Below are 15,854 nucleotides of genomic sequence, written 5' to 3'. Positions count from 1 at the left end.
TATATCGATGGAGAGGTCGTCATGCTCAACGCACTGGAAGTCGTCACCACCGTGGTTGTCGGCCTGATGGTCGGGGTGGAGTTCTCCGTCGCCTTCATCATGAACCGGATCCTGGACGCTCTCCCCGAGGACAGCGGCCAGCTCGGCCACGCACACGGCGGCCGGATGCTCGGCGCCCTGATGCCGTTCTGGTACATCGGCTCGGTCGTGCTCATCGGGATCTGGGCGGTGGCCGGCCGGCAGCACGACGGCGCCGCGCTCGTCGTCACCGCCGCCGGGCTGCTGATCGTGAGCGTGCTCATGTCGGTGCTGCTACTGGTCCCGATCAACAACCGCAACCGGACCTGGACGCCGGAGACCCGGCCCGCCGACTGGAAGCAGCAGCTGAACCGGTGGCTGCGCTACCACTACGGCCGCCTCGCCGTCATCCTCGCCGCCTTCACCCTGCTGGTCACCGCCCTCGCCTGAGGCGACCGCCCTGCCACCCGGCTCGACCCAACTCGACGAAGACCCACAAGGAGAACCAGCATGCCGCTCAAGAAGATCAACACCGTCCTGGCCGCCGCATTCATCCTGTTCATCCTCTGGTTCGGAACGGAGTACATCGTGAGCCCGGAGACCACCGCGCCTGGCTTCGGCCTGCCGGGCTGGCCGGCCGGCGACGGCGGCGGCTTCCTGATCGTCAAGGGCACGCGTGACGTCGTCATGGCCCTGGTCCTGGGCGTCCTGCTGGTCACCGGCCACCGCCGGGCGCTGGGCTGGGCGCTGCTGGTGGAGTCCCTCGCCGCCTACGGCGACATGGCTAACGTGCTGGCCCACCACGGCTCGATGGCCGCCGCGTTCGGCATCCACTGCCTGACCGCGACCCTGATGATGGTCAACGGCCTGTTGCTGCTCCGCGAGACCCGCCCGGCCCGAACCGTCGCTAGAACGCCCGCACCGCAGCTCGTCTAGCGCCGGGATCAAGAACGCCCAAGGTGTTGGGGTCAGGCCGCTCGGTGGCGGGTTGGCCCCGGCGTCGTTGGCGTTCGCTGCGGATGCGGGCGCGTTCGCGGCGTTGGGCTGCGAGGACGTCGGGCGTTAGCGTTGCGCCGGCGCAGGTAGTTGTGCAGGTGGCGGGTCAATGCGGGATGGTTCAGGTGGTCCGAGCCGGCGATCACGAAGGTGCGTAGCGGCCCGACCTGGGCCTCGATCGGGTTCGCCTATGAGGCGTAGGCCGGCGTGAAACACAGCTCTACCTTGTTTCGCGCCGCCCACGCCCGGGCTCCCTTGCCCTTGTGCGCCGACAGGTTGTCCAGGATGACGTAGATCGGCGCTCCGTCCGGGCGTGCTCGCCGGATCGATTTGAGCGCGGCGAGGGTGTTCGCGGCGCCCTTGCGCCGCCGGACGACGCCCCAGAGCTGATCGTCGCCGACCGAGTAGCAGCCGTGGAACTGCCGGACGCCGTGCAGCTTGTGATAGTTCGCGGGGAGCCGCCGCGGATGACCTTTGCGTGCCCCGCCGGCATCGGCCTGCCGACGGACAACGAGGGGCCCGAACTCGTCGAACACGAACATCCGCTGCGGGAGATGGCTGCTCACGTACTCGATCCGGTCGAGTTTGCCTCGCGGTGCGGGTCGGTCGATTCCTTCCACGTCTTGGTCCGCTGGAACGTGATCCCATGTTCGATCAGCAGCAGTCGCAGCCGTTCACGCCCGATCATGATCGGGCGGGTGGCCAGGGTGCTGAGATGGTCGGCGAGGTTGCGCACGCTCCACCGGGTGAACGGCCGTCCCAAGGATTCGGGGCGGGTGTTCACGTAGCGCGACCGGGCATTGCAGTGGCGGTGTGTTGCCGGTTTACGGTCAGCAGGGCCACGGTCCAGGCAACCGGCAGGATTCCGGCGAATTCACTGTCCAGGAGCCAGAAGACCTGTACCACCAGTAGCTCCACCATCAGAGCAACCTCGAACAGGTTGGTTGCCGAACGGCCACGGGTCGAGCGCCACAGCCCGAGGACCGCGAGCACGAACGCGGTGGATGCGAACGTCACATAGATGGCGTTGGGAAGGTTGGGATCCCGGGACAACAGCACGAGCGGGCGGCCCACGATGGACCGCACCGGTGTGCGTCGAGTGGTCGCCGTCAGTGCCCAACCGGTGCTGCGAGGCGGCGCGGGCGAACCGCTGTGGTTCCGTGCGACGGTCAGACCGCTTATCCGGGCGGTTTACCGCAACGTCTACGCCGACCTGGAGCGGATGGAACGGGTACTGGCCGCGAGCGGGGCGGACTGGACCGTGTTGCGGCCTCCGTACCTGACGGACCGACCGGCGAGCGGCCGATATCGCAGCGCCATCGAGGCCAACGTGCCCACCGGCAGTATGGCGCGATCCTGTTGCGTGTCATCACCCATTTGCGGTCCGCTTCGGAGATCACGCGAGTGCGGTCGGCGTGGGAGACCAACAAATTGTCGTATTCGGGTAGGAAGCGAACCGGCGCCCGGACGTCGGCGTCTGGGCGCGGCCCGTCCAGCACGTCGAACAGTTCCGTCCCGCACTGGTTGCGGAAGACCGCCAGCCGGGGCCGCAGCTTTTCGAGGATGGGACGCAGTCGGGTTCGGCCGGCCCAGGTTTGTACGTCGCTGACTGAGGCAGGGCCGAACGCGGCGAGGTAGCGCAGCACGATTTGTTCCGGATCGGCGGCGGGGGCGGGCTCGGCTCCGGTCCAGCTGGCCGCCGTCGCGTACCGGCTCGTGCCCCCGGTGCCCCAGACGGCGCGTGGCGGCACCTGCACCAGCGGCACCAGGTTACGCACGAGGGTGGTCAGCGCACGGGGCTCGCGATCAGGCCATCGCTCGTGCAGCGATGCCCCGAGCTCGGCTGGGGTGAGATGCCGTGCGCTGAGCAGGGCTTGGCCGGCCTCGGCCACGGTCTGGCGGTTTATCCCTGCCAACGTTTCCTTGAATGCGGTGGCAAGTTCCCGGTCGAGCGCTGGCTGCGACCAGGGCCGCAGCGAGCGGTAGTCCGCGGTGGCGACCAGGTGGATGGTGCTGCGCATCAGAGCGACGCGTACCAGGCGGCGCTCGGTCAACGCGCTCGCCAGAGCGGTGGTGTCATTCCTACGCAGTCTGCTTTAGAGCCCGAAGTAGGGCCCGTAAGGGGTCTGTGCCTGCATCCCGACCAAATGGATAACCGCTTCCTCGATGGTCGTGTCGGCTCGATCTAGCAACATTTGACGAGCCAGCAGAGCTCGGCCCAACTCTCGTTGTCCCAATACCGGTACCACTGGGCTTTCCCTCTCATCCTTGTGGTGGGGGCGGCGTTCGCCGCCCCCACCAGATCGGTCAGCCGGCGAAGTCGGCCCGGTGGTCCGCGGTCCACTCGGCGTAGGTCCGCGCGGGGTGCCCGGTGATCTGCTCGATGACGTTGTTGATTGGTGCGGGCTTGCCGACCGCCTCTGCCATGAGGTCGAACAGTGCCGTCAGGAACTCGCGGTCCATGAACTGGCTCATCTGCTCGAGCACAGGTTGCGGGTCGAGGTCCTCGACGGTGAGTGAACGTCCGAGCGTCTCGCCGAGGATATGGACCTGCTGCGCCTGGGTCAGCGACTCTTGGCCGGTCAGGTCGTAGGCCTTGCCTTCGTGCCCGCCGCCGATCAGGATTCGGGCAGCCACCTCGGCGACGTCGCGTTCGTGCACGGCGCTGAATGCCGCCTGGGTGTAGGGCGCACGGATCACGTCGCCGCCTTGGAGCTGCATCCCGAACGTCAGCGAGTTGATGGCGGGAAAAAGCAGTCGCAGGAACGTCCAGTCCATGCCAGAGGCCTCGATGGCCCGCTCGACGTCGCGGTGGTACTGCGCGATCACATTTGGTTGCCGCTCGGCCTCAGGGACGACGGCCCCGGAAGACAGGAACACCAGCGAACGAACGCCGGCCGCCTTCGCGGCTGCCAGCAGCGGGGCGACGTCCATTCCGTATTGCAGAACCAGGAAGGCGGCCTCGACGCCGGCCAGCGCCGCCGGCAGCGTCTCCGGCTTGCTCAGGTCGCCGTAGACGACCTCGACGCCGTCCGGAAGCGCGGCCTGCTCGGGGGTACGGGTCAGCGCCCGCACCGGCGCGGCGGCGGCGACCAACTCCTCCACGGTCTGGCGGCCGAAGTGGGCAGTAGCGCCGATGACGAGATACATGAGGGATTTCCTTTCGTCGACGTGTGGTGTCATGGACGGGCGAGGGCTCAGCGGACCTTGCGGAAGAACTGCCGGATGTCGTCGACGAGCAGCTCAGGGGCATCGTGCGCGGCGAAGTGGCTGCCGCGGTCGTAGACGTTCCAGGAGACGATGTTCTGGTGGTCGCGCTCGGCGAACGTCCGGATCGACTGGAAGTCCCAGGCGAAGTTGGCCAGGCCGAGGGGCACGGTGGTCGGCTCCGGCACGGTGGTCCCCCGGCCGTTCGACTTCTGCTGGACCGGCGCCGCCGCCGCGTCCTCGTAGTAGAAGCGGGCCGCTGAGGCCGCGGTGTTGGTCAGCCAGTAGAGCATCACGTTGGTCAACACGAAGTCCGGGTCCAGCTGCTCGCCGAGCAGTTGGGCGTGCCAGCCCAACAGCCCGGCCGGTGAGTCGGCCAGAGCGTGGGCCAGGTTCTGCGGCTCGGTGGACTGGAGCTTGTCGTAGGCGCCCCGGTGCTGGATGAACCACTCAGCGAACGCGAGCTTGCCGCGCTCGTCCTCGGAGAGGCCGGCCAGCTCGGCGGGGTTGCCGGACGGGAACGAGAAGACCTGCGTCACGTGTACGCCGCAGACGTGTTCCGGGTCGGCTCGGCCCACCTCGGGCGAGATCAGCGAGCCGCCGTCGTTGCCGGCAGCGCCGTAGTGGTCGTATCCGAGCCGGCGCATCAGCTCGGCCCAGGCGCGGGCCACCCGGTACCGGTCCCAGCCCGGCTCCCGGGTCGGCCCCGAGAGACCGAAGCCCGGCACCGAAGGAATGACCAGGTGGAACGCGTCCGCCGGATCGCCGCCGTAGGCCCGTGGGTCGCTCAGCGGGCCGATCACGTCCAGCCATTCGGCCACCGTGGTCGGCCAGCCGTGGGTCAGGATCAGCGGCGTCGCGTCCGGCTCCGGTGACTGGACGTGCAGGAAGTGGATGTTCTGGCCGTCGATCTCGGTCATGAACTGCGGGTACGCGTTCAGCTTCGCTTCCCAGGCCCGCCAGTCGTAATCGGTGCGCCACCGCTCGACCAGCCGCTGGACGTAGCCCACCGGGACGCCGTACTCCCAGCCCGGCGGCACCGGCCCCGCCGGCGACGCCGGCCCGTCCGCGGGCAGTTCCTCCGCCCATCGGGTCCGGGCCAGCCGCTGCTGAAGGTCGTCGAGCTCGGCCTGCGGAATGTCGATCCGGAACGGGGTGATCGTGCTGTCGTTCGTCATGGCATCACCGTAGAAGCCCATTAGGCAAGGGCTGTTCCTATTTGAGTGGCAGACTCCGAGGAATGTTGGAAACTTCGGCGCGGCTGCTGCGCCTGCTCTCGCTCCTTCAGACACCCCGCGAATGGACCGGCACCGAACTGGCCGACCGGCTGTCTGTCAGCACCCGGACCGTCCGCAACGACGTTGACCGCCTCCGCAGCCTCGGCTACCCCGTACACGGCACCCGCGGCGCGGTGGGCGGCTACCGGCTCGGCGCCGGGGCCGCGCTGCCGCCGCTGCTGCTCGACGACGAAGAGGCGGTCGCGGTGACGATCGGACTCCGTACCGCCGCCGGCGGCACCATCACCGGCGTCGAGGAGACGGCGCTACGCGCGCTGGCCAAGCTGGAGCAGGTACTGCCCACCCGGCTCCGGCGACGGGTCAACGCCCTGCAGCGGTACGCCGTCGCGATCCCTCGAGACGATCCGGGCCCACGAGTGGACGCGGTTACGCTCAGCGCCATCGCCGCCGCCTGCCGCGACCACGAACGCCTGCGCTTCGACTACCGAAGCCACGACGGCTCGCAGAGCCGACGCGAAGTCGAGCCATACCAGCTGGTCAACTGGGGCCGACGGTGGTACCTGGTGGCATACGACGTTGACCGAGCCGACTGGCGCACATTCCGGGTGGACCGGCTTAGCCCACGTACCCCGACCGGCCCCCGCTTCACCCCCCGAGATCTCCCAGAGGAGGCCATCGACCAGGTCCGCCGCGGCGTGTCGTCGACCGCCTGGCGGTACCGGGCGCGGGTCGTCGTACACGCACCGGCGGAACAACTCGTCGAGCGGATCAACGCCGCCATCGGCACGGTCACGCCGGTCGACCACACCCAATGCCTGCTCGACACCGGAGCTGACAGCGTCGAAGCCCTCGCCGTCCACCTCGGCCTGCTCGGCATCGACTTCACCGTGACAGAGCCCGCGGAACTCGTCGAACTCGTGCGCGAACTCGCCGGCCGCTACCGCCGCGCCATCGAGACGCGGCCGCAGCAGCAGAGCGAGGGCGGCGAGCACCAGTGGGTATAGGCGGGTGGCTCCGCCGCGGATCACGTATGCCCACCCGGTGGACGCCATGGCGAACTTTATGGCCGGTGCGCTTGCGTCAGCAGGCGGCGCAGCGTGGTCGGTGTATGGCCGACATGGGCGCGCACGGTGCGGCATAGGTGCGCCTGATCGGCGAAGCCGAGGTCCGCAGCGAGTACGCCGAGCTGAGTCTCACCTGTCTCTAGCCGGTCGAGGGCCCGGGCGACGCGGACCCGGTTGCGGTAGCGGGTTAGTGACACCCCGAGTTGTCGAGTGAAGGCCCGGCTCAACCGATACGGCGAGGCGTTGAGCAACGTCGCCAGCGGCAGTAGGCCGCGGGCGGCGGGATGGTCATTACCAATCGCATCACGGGCTGCCGCGACGAGTGCGGTGTCCGCACTGTATGCGTTCCTGCCCCCTCCGTTAGGACCGGCAACCGCTTGGGTGACCGCCGCATTGATCAGATGCAGGAGTTGTTCGGTGAGCGCGTAGTCGACGTCGCCCGCGCGAGCGGCCCCGAGAATCCGCCGGTGGGCCAGGTCGAACTGCGCATCCACGTAGATGGTCGGCGTTTTCGCCCGTCTCGCGTCCCCGGCCAGGGTTCGCCACAGTGCCGGGGCGAGGGTGACCGAGGTACAGACGTCGCCGCCGGCAGGATGAGCGAAGCGCTCCTCCTCATCCGGTACGGCGAGATAGGCGACGGTGGGGTCGAGGTTCGTGCAGACACCGCCGGCTCTTCTGCTGAAACTGCCCCGGCGCACGATGACGACCCGGAAGCTGTCGTGCGACTCCGCCGCGGACCAGTTCCTGTGGTCGTCTCGGCACGTCACTGCGGTCACGGTGAACTCGGGTCGAGCAGCAAGATCCACGAACGAGAGCACCGATCGAACCTACGCCCAGGGCCTGACAGAGGCGCTCGCAAGGATCTTCAAGACTCTGCGCACCGACCGGACGAGGCTGTGGGTGAACCTGCGGCTCGAAGGAGTTATTGACATGCCCGCACTTGCACAGCTCGCCACGGTCGTCATCGACTGCCGCGCACCCGGACCGCTCGCCGAGTTCTACCGGACGGCGACCGGCTGGGAGATCACATACAGCGATGCCGACACTGTCTACCTCGGCGGTCCTGTCCAGCTCGGATTCCAGCGCGTCGAGGGCTACCAGCCGCCGAGTTGGCCCGACCCCGCGAAGCACGCCCACCTCGACTTCAAGGTTGCCGACGTCGAACACGCCGTCAAGGAACTGCTCGCCCTCGGGGCGACCAAGCCCGAGTTTCAGCCCGGCGGCGACGAATGGGTTGTGCTCGCCGACCTCGAGGGGCACCTGTTCTGCCTGGCTGCCGGCGACTGAACGGCGGTTGGCTGCCGCACCGCGTCCGTAGGAGTAGGAGAGATGGCATCAATCAGCAAGGAAATCGTGATCGGGGCTAACGCTGACGAGGTTTGGAAGGTGATCGGCGACTTCGAAGAGGGCCCCCTCCGCATGGCACCCGGCTACGTCGTTGACACCCGCCTCGAGGGAGGTTACCGGATCGTTACTTTCGCCGATGGCGCCGTGGCCCGCGAACGGCTCGTCTCCGTGGACCACCACGCCCGCCGGATCGTCTACGCGGTTGTCGGAGGAACTCTGAGTCCGGCTCACGACAACGCCTCCATGCAGGTCGTCGCCGACGACGAGCACAGATGTCGACTGATCTGGACTCACGATGTCCTGCCCGACGATCTCGCCGAGCCCATCGAAACGGCCATGATCCGCGGCATGGAGGCCGTCAGGCAGACGTTGGCACCTGCGGCTACGTGACGGACGCCCACCGGGTTATCTGTCAGGTCGGTCGGCACGTGGATGGGTGTTTCTGCTCAACCCTCATCACAGCCGGCCTTCTGGGTGCGTAGGCATTTGTTTGGCTCGACTTGCTCAGTAAGCCAGGCTGGAAAGCGAAAGGTGCGGACCCATCGAGCACCACGCCGCCTGGCCTACTGATCTTCAGCAAGCGAGCACAGCAACCGCCACCTGCGATCGGCGAGTCTCCGCACGCCTCCGGTTGATCTTGGTGGGCGGGGTGGAGCGGCCGGCGGGACCGGGGTCGCGTCGGCGGGGAAGCTGCGGCGCTGGCGATGCTCGGACTGGCCAGCGCTCCCTGGCCGCGACGGCGGCCTCGGCGTGCATCTTCGGCGCGAGGTACATGACGGGGTCGACGGTACTCGCGGTCTGGACCGCCGAGCTGGTGCTCAACCTCGGATGTGGACGGCTTCGCGGCAGACTCTGGCGTCGGGGACGGGCAGGGACGCGGTTTCTGCGCGTGTCGTCGTCACCCTCCGATGTAGGCGACGCCCAGCAAGGGCGTGGGCAAACTGAACGCTGGCTCAAGATCGCCCTTCGGGATGGACCCGGAAGCGCGCCCGCAGATCGTTGACCAGTTCTCGAAACTGTTCGGCTTCGGTAGCGATTGCCTGCCGGGGCGGGACCCGGGATGACGGGTGCCATGCCTGCGCCATCCGTGGGGTCCGCTGGGACAGCTGGGAGAGTAGGCGGCCGAGCGGATGCGAATCAGCGAGCATGCGACGCGCCTTATCGTCTCCCGCCCACTGAGCCACATCGGCGAGCAGCTTTCGCGCATCTGCCACGTCGTAGATATCTACGTTACAGGGGCCCTGGGTCAGCCGGTCGGCGACGAAGTCCGGGCTGTAGCTGTTGTTAATCGGGCCGAAGCTGGGATCGTCACCGACATCCACGACGATCTCTAGGTCTCCCGCCCGGGCCCGGTCGACGATTCGTGGCCACGTCGATGCTCGAGCTAGGTCATGGCCTGTCGCACCCTCCATCGCGAGCCAGCGCGCGAGCGCCCTTTCCGTGCGGATGACATCAATTCGCCCGAGGGAGCCAAGGAATGTGGGAGACCCGGAGAAGTAACAGCGGAGGGTGAGAAACCCGCCCGCGCTTGTCTCGATGCGGATCGGGTCAATCCCAACCTTGCGCCAGAATGCCAAACCGTCCGACACGGTCACGAGTATGCCGGACGCGTTCTTGGTCCGCCACCGGGCGACCCGCTGATAGTCCACGCAACTTCCACAAATAGGCAGCGGGTTGCGGAAGTGTGTCGACTTTAGTGTTTGGGCCCGCGGTGTTATCGAGGTTCCTAGATGGCGATCCGATCGTCGTAGGCGAGGATCGACGCGTTGAGTGCCCTGGCCCAGCCGTCGACCCGGCCGGCGATGCTCCCGCGCCCTTACGTTTTGCTGGACGACGAGGTAAAGGCCTTCATCGCGGCGGGAAGTCCCGCGCCGACAGGCACCTGCCGGAACCGGGCGTTGAGGCTCCTTTCGGACCTCGTGGTCGCAGTCCAGGAACGGCACGAACTACGGTCAAGAGGTCCGCCAGAGCCAGGTGACGGCCGGGTACTGGTTCACCGAACTCGGCGGCGAATGCCTCGAAGCGGGCCTCCGCAGCCGCGACGGTGGGGGCGGTGTAGATCTCCGATAGTGCGGCAGTGATCTTCTGCCAGTCCTTGCGGTTGGTGTATCTCAGCGACGCCCGCACGAGGTGCACGACGCACTGCTGATGCACCGCCTGCGGCCAGACCTGCTCGATGGCGTCGGTCATGCCCTTGAGGCCGTCGGAGCAGACCATGAACACGTCCTCGACACCGCGGTTACGCAGTTCGGTGAGGTAGCCGGCCCACTGCTTGGCGCCTTCCCCGCCGGTGCCGGCCCACATGCCCAGCACGTCACATTTTCCGTCGAGGCTGATACCGACCACGACGTAGACGGGCCGGTTCGCGACCTGCCCCTGGCGGATCTTCATCACAAGGGCGTCGATAAACACCAGCGGAGAGACCCGGCGGTTCCAGCCAACGTCGCAAGTCATCTCATCGAATGACGTTGCCAGCGTCGCATCATCTGGTTGGGGCTGTCTGAGCTTCCCCCTGAGAAGTGGACACCCTGAGACTGGACGCTGGTCCAGAGGAAGGGGTGTCCCCGTTGGGGCGTCCATCGAAGTACACGGAAGAGTTCCGGCGTGATGCGGTTGACTTGGTCCGTTCGTCGGGGCGGCCGATCAACCAGGTCGCGCGTGAGCTGGGGATGAGCCACGAGACGCTGCGGAACTGGGTCCGCGCCGCCGAACGCCAGACCGCGACGGCCTCGGGTGGGGACGGGTTGTCGCTGGCGGACAAGGACGCCGAGATTGCCCGGCTTCGGCGTGAGGTGGCTGAGCTGCGGCAGGAGAAGGAGATCCTGCGCAAGGCAGCCGCCTATTTCGCGAAGGAGATGGATCGGTGACCAACCGCTTGCGGTTCATCTCCGCCCACCGTGCCGCCTTCGGCGTCAAGCGGCTGTGCCGGGTCCTGGCGGTGTCTCGCTCCGGGTTCTACCGGTGGACCGCCGGTGAGCCGGCCCGGCAGGCTCGCGCCGCCGACGAGGATGCCCTCGCCGAGCAGATCAGGGCCATCCACACCGACTCCGGCGGCGCCTACGGATCCCCGCGGGTGACCGTCGAGCTGCGCTGTCAGGGTGTGCGGGTCAACCGCAAGCGTGTCGAGCGGATCATGCAGCAGCGGGACGTGGTGGGCCGGCACCTGCGCCGCCGCAAACGCACCACGATCCCGGATCCCGCCGCCCCGCCGGTGCCGGACCTGATCGGCCGGGACTTCACCGCCACCGCACCGAATCGGTGGTGGTGCGGCGACATCACCTACCTGCGCGTCGGGACCGGCTGGCTGTATCTGGCCACGGTCATCGACATCGCCACCCGACGGCTGATCGGCTGGTCGATCAACATCCACATGCGCACCAGCCTGGTCATCGACGCCCTCAACGCCGCCGTCGCCGCCCGCGGCGACCGATCGGCGTCGAGTCACGCTGCGTAACGCGCGGCTCGTGGCATGAGCGGATGTCGAAGTTACGCCTCGCGGATGCGAGAGATCAGGTCTGACGGGTCTGACTGATCAGCGCTTGCCTGAGCGCATCGAGGATCCGTCGACTGAAAGGGCTTTCGGCGTCCGGCGTCACCACCGTCACGAGTGACAGGCCAGCGCTGATCAACGTCGCCGAGTGCGGCTCGAATCCGAATCCGGACCGGCCATATGGGTCCTCGTTGACCGAGATCTGAACCGTGGTCCGACCGCCTGGTTGGTAGAGCAACGCGAAAGGTCCCTCGTCGCGCTCCATGAGCGAGTAACCGACCTCGTCCCAACGCTGCTCCATCTGGGCGTCACGGGCGACGAGCACCTCGCCGCTGCCAGCGGGTACGTCGTTACGCGAGGTCTGCCAGGGCCGGAACACGCCGCCGGCAACTTCGCTCACCGCAACCAGCATGTTGGGCCACCGGCGATGGAGGACGTCCAGCATCGCCCGGATGCCGGCATCGACAGGTGCGCCGGTCACGAAGACAGTGTCGTGCCCTGTAATCATCACGCTCCGCCCGCCGTGGATCATCGTGTACTTCGTGCTGCACGAACGGTGTCAGGTCACCTGCACCTTCGTCCGCAGGCCATGATCTCACCGGGCCTGCGAACAGACATCCGCAGTTCGGCAAGACAAAGCGTTGAGTACCCTGCGTTCTGCGTCACGTACAGTGACGCCCGGTCGGCGGCAGATCCGGACGCCGGTGGCGCGTCAACCTCGACTGCGGTCCCGTACTGCTTCCTCGTTCTGGGACGAGGTGGACGAGAGTGTGCTCATTACTGGTCACGGTCGACGTCGAACCACATCTCGGGTCGCTCCCAGGTGACCCGTGGTGGGGCGGCTGGCACGGTGGCGCCCCGGCGGGCACCCAGGCGACGGTAGAACCGTTCGGCAGGTGGATGTGCCACGACTCGCACGGTGGACAAGCCTGCGGCGCGGGCCTGAGTGAGCATGTGGCCGACCAGGGCGCGGCCCACGCCGGCGCCCTGGGCGTTGTCGGCGACGAACAGCAGGTCCAGTTCCGGCGCATCGCTGAGCAGCGCATAGAAGCCGACCACGTCGCGGTGGGCGTTCACGGCGGCGAAGACCAGGTGCCGGTCGATGTAGTCGGGGCTCACTCGGTAGCCGGCGAGAATCGACGCGTATCGGCCCTGGTAAGCCGCTGATCGGAGCATGAGCGTCGTAAGCCGCTCGGCGTCGTTACGGCTGGCTCGGATGATCTCTGGTGTCACGTGGCCCCCCAGACCGTTGTTGCAACTATCTTGCAACAACGGCCTGGGGGAAGGATCAACTTGTGCGGCACGCCACAACGGCGACGGCAGCCCGCTCTCGTCGTGACCGCGATTGATCACGCGCTCATCGGCTACTTGTTTCATTGACCTACGACCGTTGCCCGGCCAGGCTTCGGTTGAGGCGCCCGGGCTGTCGCTCTCTCATCGGCTGCCCACGCTGGTCGTGTGGCTCTCATTTGGCCTGCGCAGTCCCGGGCGTCGCCCCAGGGCGGGGAGAGGCTCAAGAGGAGTTTGTTCTGCTCGAAGTAGCGTTGCCCTCCCGGCTCGACAACCCAGGTGGATCGAGCATCGGAGGACGCGTTGAGTGGCACGTCGGATCGTGTGGTCATCGGGATGGACCCGCACAAACGCTCCGCCACCATCGAGGTCATGGCCGGCGACGAGACCGTCGCCGGCAGGGGCCGCTTCGACACCGGCCGCGACGGCTACGCGGCGATGAGAAAGTACGCCAAGCAGTGGCCACACCGAGTCTGGGCGATCGAGGGCTGCCAGGGCATCGGCCGGCACATCGCCAACCGGCTGCTGGCCGACGGCGAACAGGTCGTCGACGTGCCACCGAAGCTGTCCGCCAGGGCGCGGGTGTTCGCCACCGGGCAGGGCCGCAAGACCGACGCCACCGACGCCCACTCGGTCGCGCTGGTCGGCACCCGGATGGCCGGGCTGCGCCCGGTCGTCAACGACGAGCAGTTGGCTTTGCTGCGGATCCTGCTCGACCGGCGCCGCTCCCTCGGCGAGGACCACACCCGGATGGTGTCCCAGCTGCATCAACTGCTGCTGGAACTGATTCCGGGTGGGGCGAAGAAGAGTCTGTCCGCCGCCCAGGCCAAGGCACTGCTGGCCACGGTCAGACCCCGTGACACGGTCGGCAAAGCCCGACGCCGGGTCGCCGCGGAGCTGATCAGCGACCTCGAACGGGTCTACCGGCGCTCCAAGGAAGCAGACAAGGAACTCGAGGAACTGGTCGCCTCCACCGGCACCACCCTGATGGACCTGCACGGCATCGGACCCTCCGGTACCGCCCGGCTACTGGTCGAGGTCGGCGACATCACCCGCTTCCCCAACCGGGCCCACTTCGCCTCCTGGAACGGCACCGCCCCCATCGACGCATCATCCGGCGAGCAGGTACGACACCGACTCTCCCGCGCCGGCAACCGGCAGATCAACCGCGTGCTGCACATCATGGCCACCGTCCAGCTACGCAACCCCACCGAAGGACGCGCCTACTACGACCGGAAGAAGGGCACCGGCAAGACATCAATGGAAGCCATGCGCGCGCTGAAACGACGCCTGTCCGACATCATCTACCGACGCATGACCAACGACGCCGTAGCCGCGGCGGCGGGCCCGGGAGGACAACGGGGAACGACTACAGACTCCAGCGTGACCAGCTTGCATCCCCAAGCCAGCTCTTCGGAGAAGTCACTCCCCGGACCCGCCGAGACCCAGTTTAGAATCCCGCTCCCTGCGGTGTCTTGACACAGAGGGGAGCCATGTCCGCATGCCGTGAAGCCGGTATGGCCTTCGCGCCGCATAGCGATCGGATCGCGGCCTGGCGAGCGGAGGCTTCACAGCCGGCGCGCGACTCGTACATTCCGCCTGATCAACTGCCCGCCGCCGGCCGCGGCGGGCTGCCGCCCGTAGACCACGAGCACCCGTGCTCCTCGTCACCTATCGGACCGCGAAGAGCTTCGCTTGGATTCTGTCGCCACCCGACTCGATAGGCTCTACAGACTCCAGCAGATCCAGCGTGATCTCGCCGGTCCAATGGGCATAGTCATCGTAGTGGGTCGAGTATCTGTTCCCGGTGGTGCTCCCGCCGATTGGGTCGGCGTAGACGAGGACGATGTACTTGGACAATCCGTGAATCGACTGTCGGACGTGAAGTTGATCAACGCACCGCCGGAACTCTTCCAGGTTCATGCGGCCGGGGCCGCCTTTGAAGCCCGACCGGCGGCCTGTGTACGGGTCGAACTTTGGCGCGTGCAGGTAGAACTTGAACTCGATGAACGCCTTCTCCTCGGCGCGGTGCAACACAAGGTCGATGCGGTCGCACTCCACGAACTGCGTCACGTCGGGGGCGGTTTCGGAGAGGCTCCGACTAAGAGGGCGTCTGATCTCGCTTGGTGAGGTTGGTCCGATTAGGTGGTTTCGTTTCGCCAGGTTGGAGTGGATTCTCCGGTGAGATAGCGGCTCATTGAGCCTTTTCCAAGCTGATCTTGCAGCTCGGGACGGTGCGGCAGGCCCGGTGATCGATGGGTGCGAGGCTCCAGGTAGGACAGCTGTCGACCAAGACTCGAAGCCCCGACCGGGAGCCTCGCCATGCTGTCCTACCCCGCCACGATTCCGTTGTCCAGCCGCACCCTGAACCACCTCGCCGAACGCATCCGCGGCCACCGTAAACAGCGCCGATCCCGGTGGCGGCGCCTCGAACCAGGCCGGCAGGCGCTGCTCGCTCTTGCCCATCTGCGTAACGGCGACACCTACACCCGACTCGCGACCGGCTTCGAGATCGGCGTCGCCACCGCCTGGCGGTACGTGCAGGAAGCGATAGCCCTGCTCGCGGCGGCCGCCGGTGACCTGGCCACCGCCATGGAACGGATCCGCCGACTGGCGTACGCGATCCTGGACGGCACCCTGATTCCGATCGACCGGGTCGCCGACCAACGGCCGTACTACTCCGGGAAACAGAAGCACCACGGCGTGAACGTGCAGGTCATCGCCGATGCCGCTGACCGGCTCGTCTGGGCTTCACCGGCGCTGCCCGGATCCGTCCATGACCTGACCGCAGCCAGGGTCCACGGCATCATCGAGGCGCTGACCAGGGCAGACGTGATGACCTTCGCCGACAAGGGCTACCAAGGAGCCCACCGCAGCGTGCGCACTCCGTTCAAGCGGCGCCGCTTCCGACCGAAGCTGTCACGCCGGCAGAAGGCCGTCAACCGCGCCCACGCAAAGACCCGCGCCCGCGGCGAACGCGCGATCGCCACCCTCAAGACCTGGAAGATCCTGAACAAGCTGCGCTGCTGCCCACGTCGAGCGACCCCGATCGTGCAGGCCATCCTCGTTCTGCACCACGTCGAAGCCAACCGCTACTCAGCATGAAAAGGGCTGTGAAGGTGGGTGTTGGCTGGCCTGGGGCTGGCTGGCAGGGTCAGCGTCATGATCGCGGCTGGGTGTGGCTCATGAAAATGGTGGCCCCAC

General features: G+C 67.2%; 19 protein-coding genes and 2 pseudogenes. 10 read left to right on the top strand and 11 right to left on the bottom strand.

Going from position 1 to position 15,854, the window contains the following annotated elements; genetic code table 11:
• Positions 1–21 precede the first annotated feature (21 nt).
• A complete protein-coding gene (locus ACGF7U_RS28465) occupies positions 22–468 on the top strand; it encodes an anthrone oxygenase family protein (protein WP_393111834.1) in 447 nt (148 codons plus the stop codon).
• A gap of 60 nt (positions 469–528) precedes the next feature.
• Positions 529–954 carry a DUF4267 domain-containing protein gene (locus tag ACGF7U_RS28460; protein WP_393111833.1) on the top strand — a complete coding sequence of 142 codons (426 nt, stop codon included), beginning with the start codon at positions 529–531 and terminating at the stop codon, positions 952–954.
• 43 nt (positions 955–997) lie between these two features.
• Here the strand turns inward: ACGF7U_RS28460 and ACGF7U_RS28455 are convergent.
• Both ACGF7U_RS28455 and ACGF7U_RS28450 read right to left on the bottom strand, forming a co-directional pair.
• Positions 998–1,789, bottom strand: a pseudogene (locus ACGF7U_RS28455) (IS630 family transposase); the annotation flags it as partial.
• A gap of 5 nt (positions 1,790–1,794) precedes the next feature.
• Positions 1,795–2,100: a hypothetical protein gene (locus ACGF7U_RS28450; protein WP_393112005.1), complete on the bottom strand. Its 306-nt coding sequence runs from the start codon at positions 2,098–2,100 to the stop codon at positions 1,795–1,797.
• On the opposite strand from ACGF7U_RS28450, the pseudogene ACGF7U_RS28445 reads away from it, so the two are divergent.
• Positions 2,036–2,305: pseudogene (locus ACGF7U_RS28445) on the top strand (NAD(P)H-binding protein); the annotation flags it as partial. The gene ACGF7U_RS28450 and the pseudogene ACGF7U_RS28445 overlap by 65 nt on opposite strands.
• On the opposite strand, the gene ACGF7U_RS28440 reads toward ACGF7U_RS28445, so the two are convergent.
• From ACGF7U_RS28440 to ACGF7U_RS28430, 3 genes are all read right to left on the bottom strand, one after another.
• Entirely contained in the window at positions 2,193–3,104 is a 912-nt protein-coding gene (locus ACGF7U_RS28440; RefSeq protein ID WP_393111991.1) for a winged helix DNA-binding domain-containing protein, read from the bottom strand. The pseudogene ACGF7U_RS28445 and the gene ACGF7U_RS28440 sit on opposite strands and share 113 nt — an antisense overlap.
• Before the next feature lie 217 nt (positions 3,105–3,321).
• Positions 3,322–4,164, bottom strand: a complete 843-nt coding sequence (locus tag ACGF7U_RS28435) for an NAD(P)H-binding protein (RefSeq protein WP_393111831.1) — start codon at positions 4,162–4,164, stop codon at positions 3,322–3,324.
• A gap of 47 nt (positions 4,165–4,211) precedes the next feature.
• Entirely contained in the window at positions 4,212–5,399 is a 1,188-nt protein-coding gene (locus tag ACGF7U_RS28430) for an epoxide hydrolase family protein (RefSeq protein ID WP_393111829.1), read from the bottom strand.
• 62 nt (positions 5,400–5,461) lie between these two features.
• Here ACGF7U_RS28430 and ACGF7U_RS28425 point away from each other — a divergent pair, with 62 nt between their 5' ends.
• Entirely contained in the window at positions 5,462–6,463 is a 1,002-nt protein-coding gene (locus ACGF7U_RS28425) for a helix-turn-helix transcriptional regulator (RefSeq protein ID WP_393111827.1), read from the top strand.
• A gap of 56 nt (positions 6,464–6,519) precedes the next feature.
• Here the strand turns inward: ACGF7U_RS28425 and ACGF7U_RS28420 are convergent, their stop codons facing one another.
• Entirely contained in the window at positions 6,520–7,341 is an 822-nt protein-coding gene (locus tag ACGF7U_RS28420; protein WP_393111825.1) for a helix-turn-helix domain-containing protein, read from the bottom strand.
• Between the two features lie 112 nt (positions 7,342–7,453).
• On the opposite strand from ACGF7U_RS28420, the gene ACGF7U_RS28415 reads away from it, so the two are divergent.
• Both ACGF7U_RS28415 and ACGF7U_RS28410 read left to right on the top strand, forming a co-directional pair.
• Positions 7,454–7,810: a VOC family protein gene (locus tag ACGF7U_RS28415; protein WP_393111823.1), complete on the top strand. Its 357-nt coding sequence runs from the start codon at positions 7,454–7,456 to the stop codon at positions 7,808–7,810.
• 42 nt (positions 7,811–7,852) lie between these two features.
• Positions 7,853–8,260, top strand: a complete 408-nt coding sequence (locus ACGF7U_RS28410; RefSeq protein ID WP_393111821.1) for an SRPBCC family protein — start codon at positions 7,853–7,855, stop codon at positions 8,258–8,260.
• A gap of 563 nt (positions 8,261–8,823) precedes the next feature.
• Here ACGF7U_RS28410 and ACGF7U_RS28405 read toward each other — a convergent pair.
• Together ACGF7U_RS28405 and ACGF7U_RS28400 are read right to left on the bottom strand one after the other, a co-directional pair.
• On the bottom strand, positions 8,824–9,519 hold the full coding sequence (locus ACGF7U_RS28405) for a hypothetical protein (protein ID WP_393111819.1): 696 nt from the start codon (positions 9,517–9,519) through the stop codon (positions 8,824–8,826).
• A 199-nt stretch (positions 9,520–9,718) separates the two neighbouring features.
• Positions 9,719–10,282 (bottom strand): transposase, encoded by a 564-nt coding sequence (locus ACGF7U_RS28400; protein ID WP_393111817.1) that lies wholly within the window; start codon positions 10,280–10,282, stop codon positions 9,719–9,721.
• Between the two features lie 107 nt (positions 10,283–10,389).
• Between ACGF7U_RS28400 and ACGF7U_RS28395 the strand changes: the two genes are divergently transcribed.
• Both ACGF7U_RS28395 and ACGF7U_RS28390 read left to right on the top strand, forming a co-directional pair.
• Positions 10,390–10,737 carry a transposase gene (locus ACGF7U_RS28395; RefSeq protein WP_393111815.1) on the top strand — a complete coding sequence of 116 codons (348 nt, stop codon included), beginning with the start codon at positions 10,390–10,392 and terminating at the stop codon, positions 10,735–10,737.
• A complete protein-coding gene (locus ACGF7U_RS28390; RefSeq protein ID WP_393111813.1) occupies positions 10,734–11,324 on the top strand; it encodes an IS3 family transposase in 591 nt (196 codons plus the stop codon). Before ACGF7U_RS28395 ends, ACGF7U_RS28390 begins: the two co-directional genes overlap by 4 nt.
• 55 nt (positions 11,325–11,379) lie before the next feature.
• On the opposite strand, the gene ACGF7U_RS28385 is transcribed toward ACGF7U_RS28390, so the two are convergent.
• Positions 11,380–11,841, bottom strand: coding sequence for a hypothetical protein (locus tag ACGF7U_RS28385; RefSeq protein WP_393111811.1), 462 nt, complete (start codon positions 11,839–11,841; stop codon positions 11,380–11,382).
• Between the two features lie 296 nt (positions 11,842–12,137).
• Positions 12,138–12,737 (bottom strand): GNAT family N-acetyltransferase, encoded by a 600-nt coding sequence (locus tag ACGF7U_RS28380; protein WP_393111809.1) that lies wholly within the window; start codon positions 12,735–12,737, stop codon positions 12,138–12,140.
• A gap of 285 nt (positions 12,738–13,022) precedes the next feature.
• Between ACGF7U_RS28380 and ACGF7U_RS28375 the strand changes: the two genes are divergently transcribed.
• Positions 13,023–14,129, top strand: coding sequence for an IS110 family transposase (locus tag ACGF7U_RS28375; protein ID WP_393111807.1), 1,107 nt, complete (start codon positions 13,023–13,025; stop codon positions 14,127–14,129).
• 192 nt (positions 14,130–14,321) lie between these two features.
• On the opposite strand, the gene ACGF7U_RS28370 is transcribed toward ACGF7U_RS28375, so the two are convergent.
• Positions 14,322–14,723: a hypothetical protein gene (locus ACGF7U_RS28370; RefSeq protein WP_393111805.1), complete on the bottom strand. Its 402-nt coding sequence runs from the start codon at positions 14,721–14,723 to the stop codon at positions 14,322–14,324.
• Positions 14,724–14,972: 249 nt separating this feature from the next.
• On the opposite strand from ACGF7U_RS28370, the gene ACGF7U_RS28365 reads away from it, so the two are divergent.
• Complete coding sequence (locus ACGF7U_RS28365) at positions 14,973–15,755, top strand: transposase family protein (RefSeq protein WP_393111803.1); 783 nt, start codon at positions 14,973–14,975, stop codon at positions 15,753–15,755.
• Positions 15,756–15,854 lie beyond the last annotated feature (99 nt).

This window comes from Micromonospora sp. NPDC047670 (genome assembly GCF_043204915.1).
Classification (GTDB): domain Bacteria; phylum Actinomycetota; class Actinomycetes; order Mycobacteriales; family Micromonosporaceae; genus Micromonospora.
Note: the sequence above shows the minus strand (reverse complement) of the source record. Positions and strands in the feature narration are given on the sequence as shown.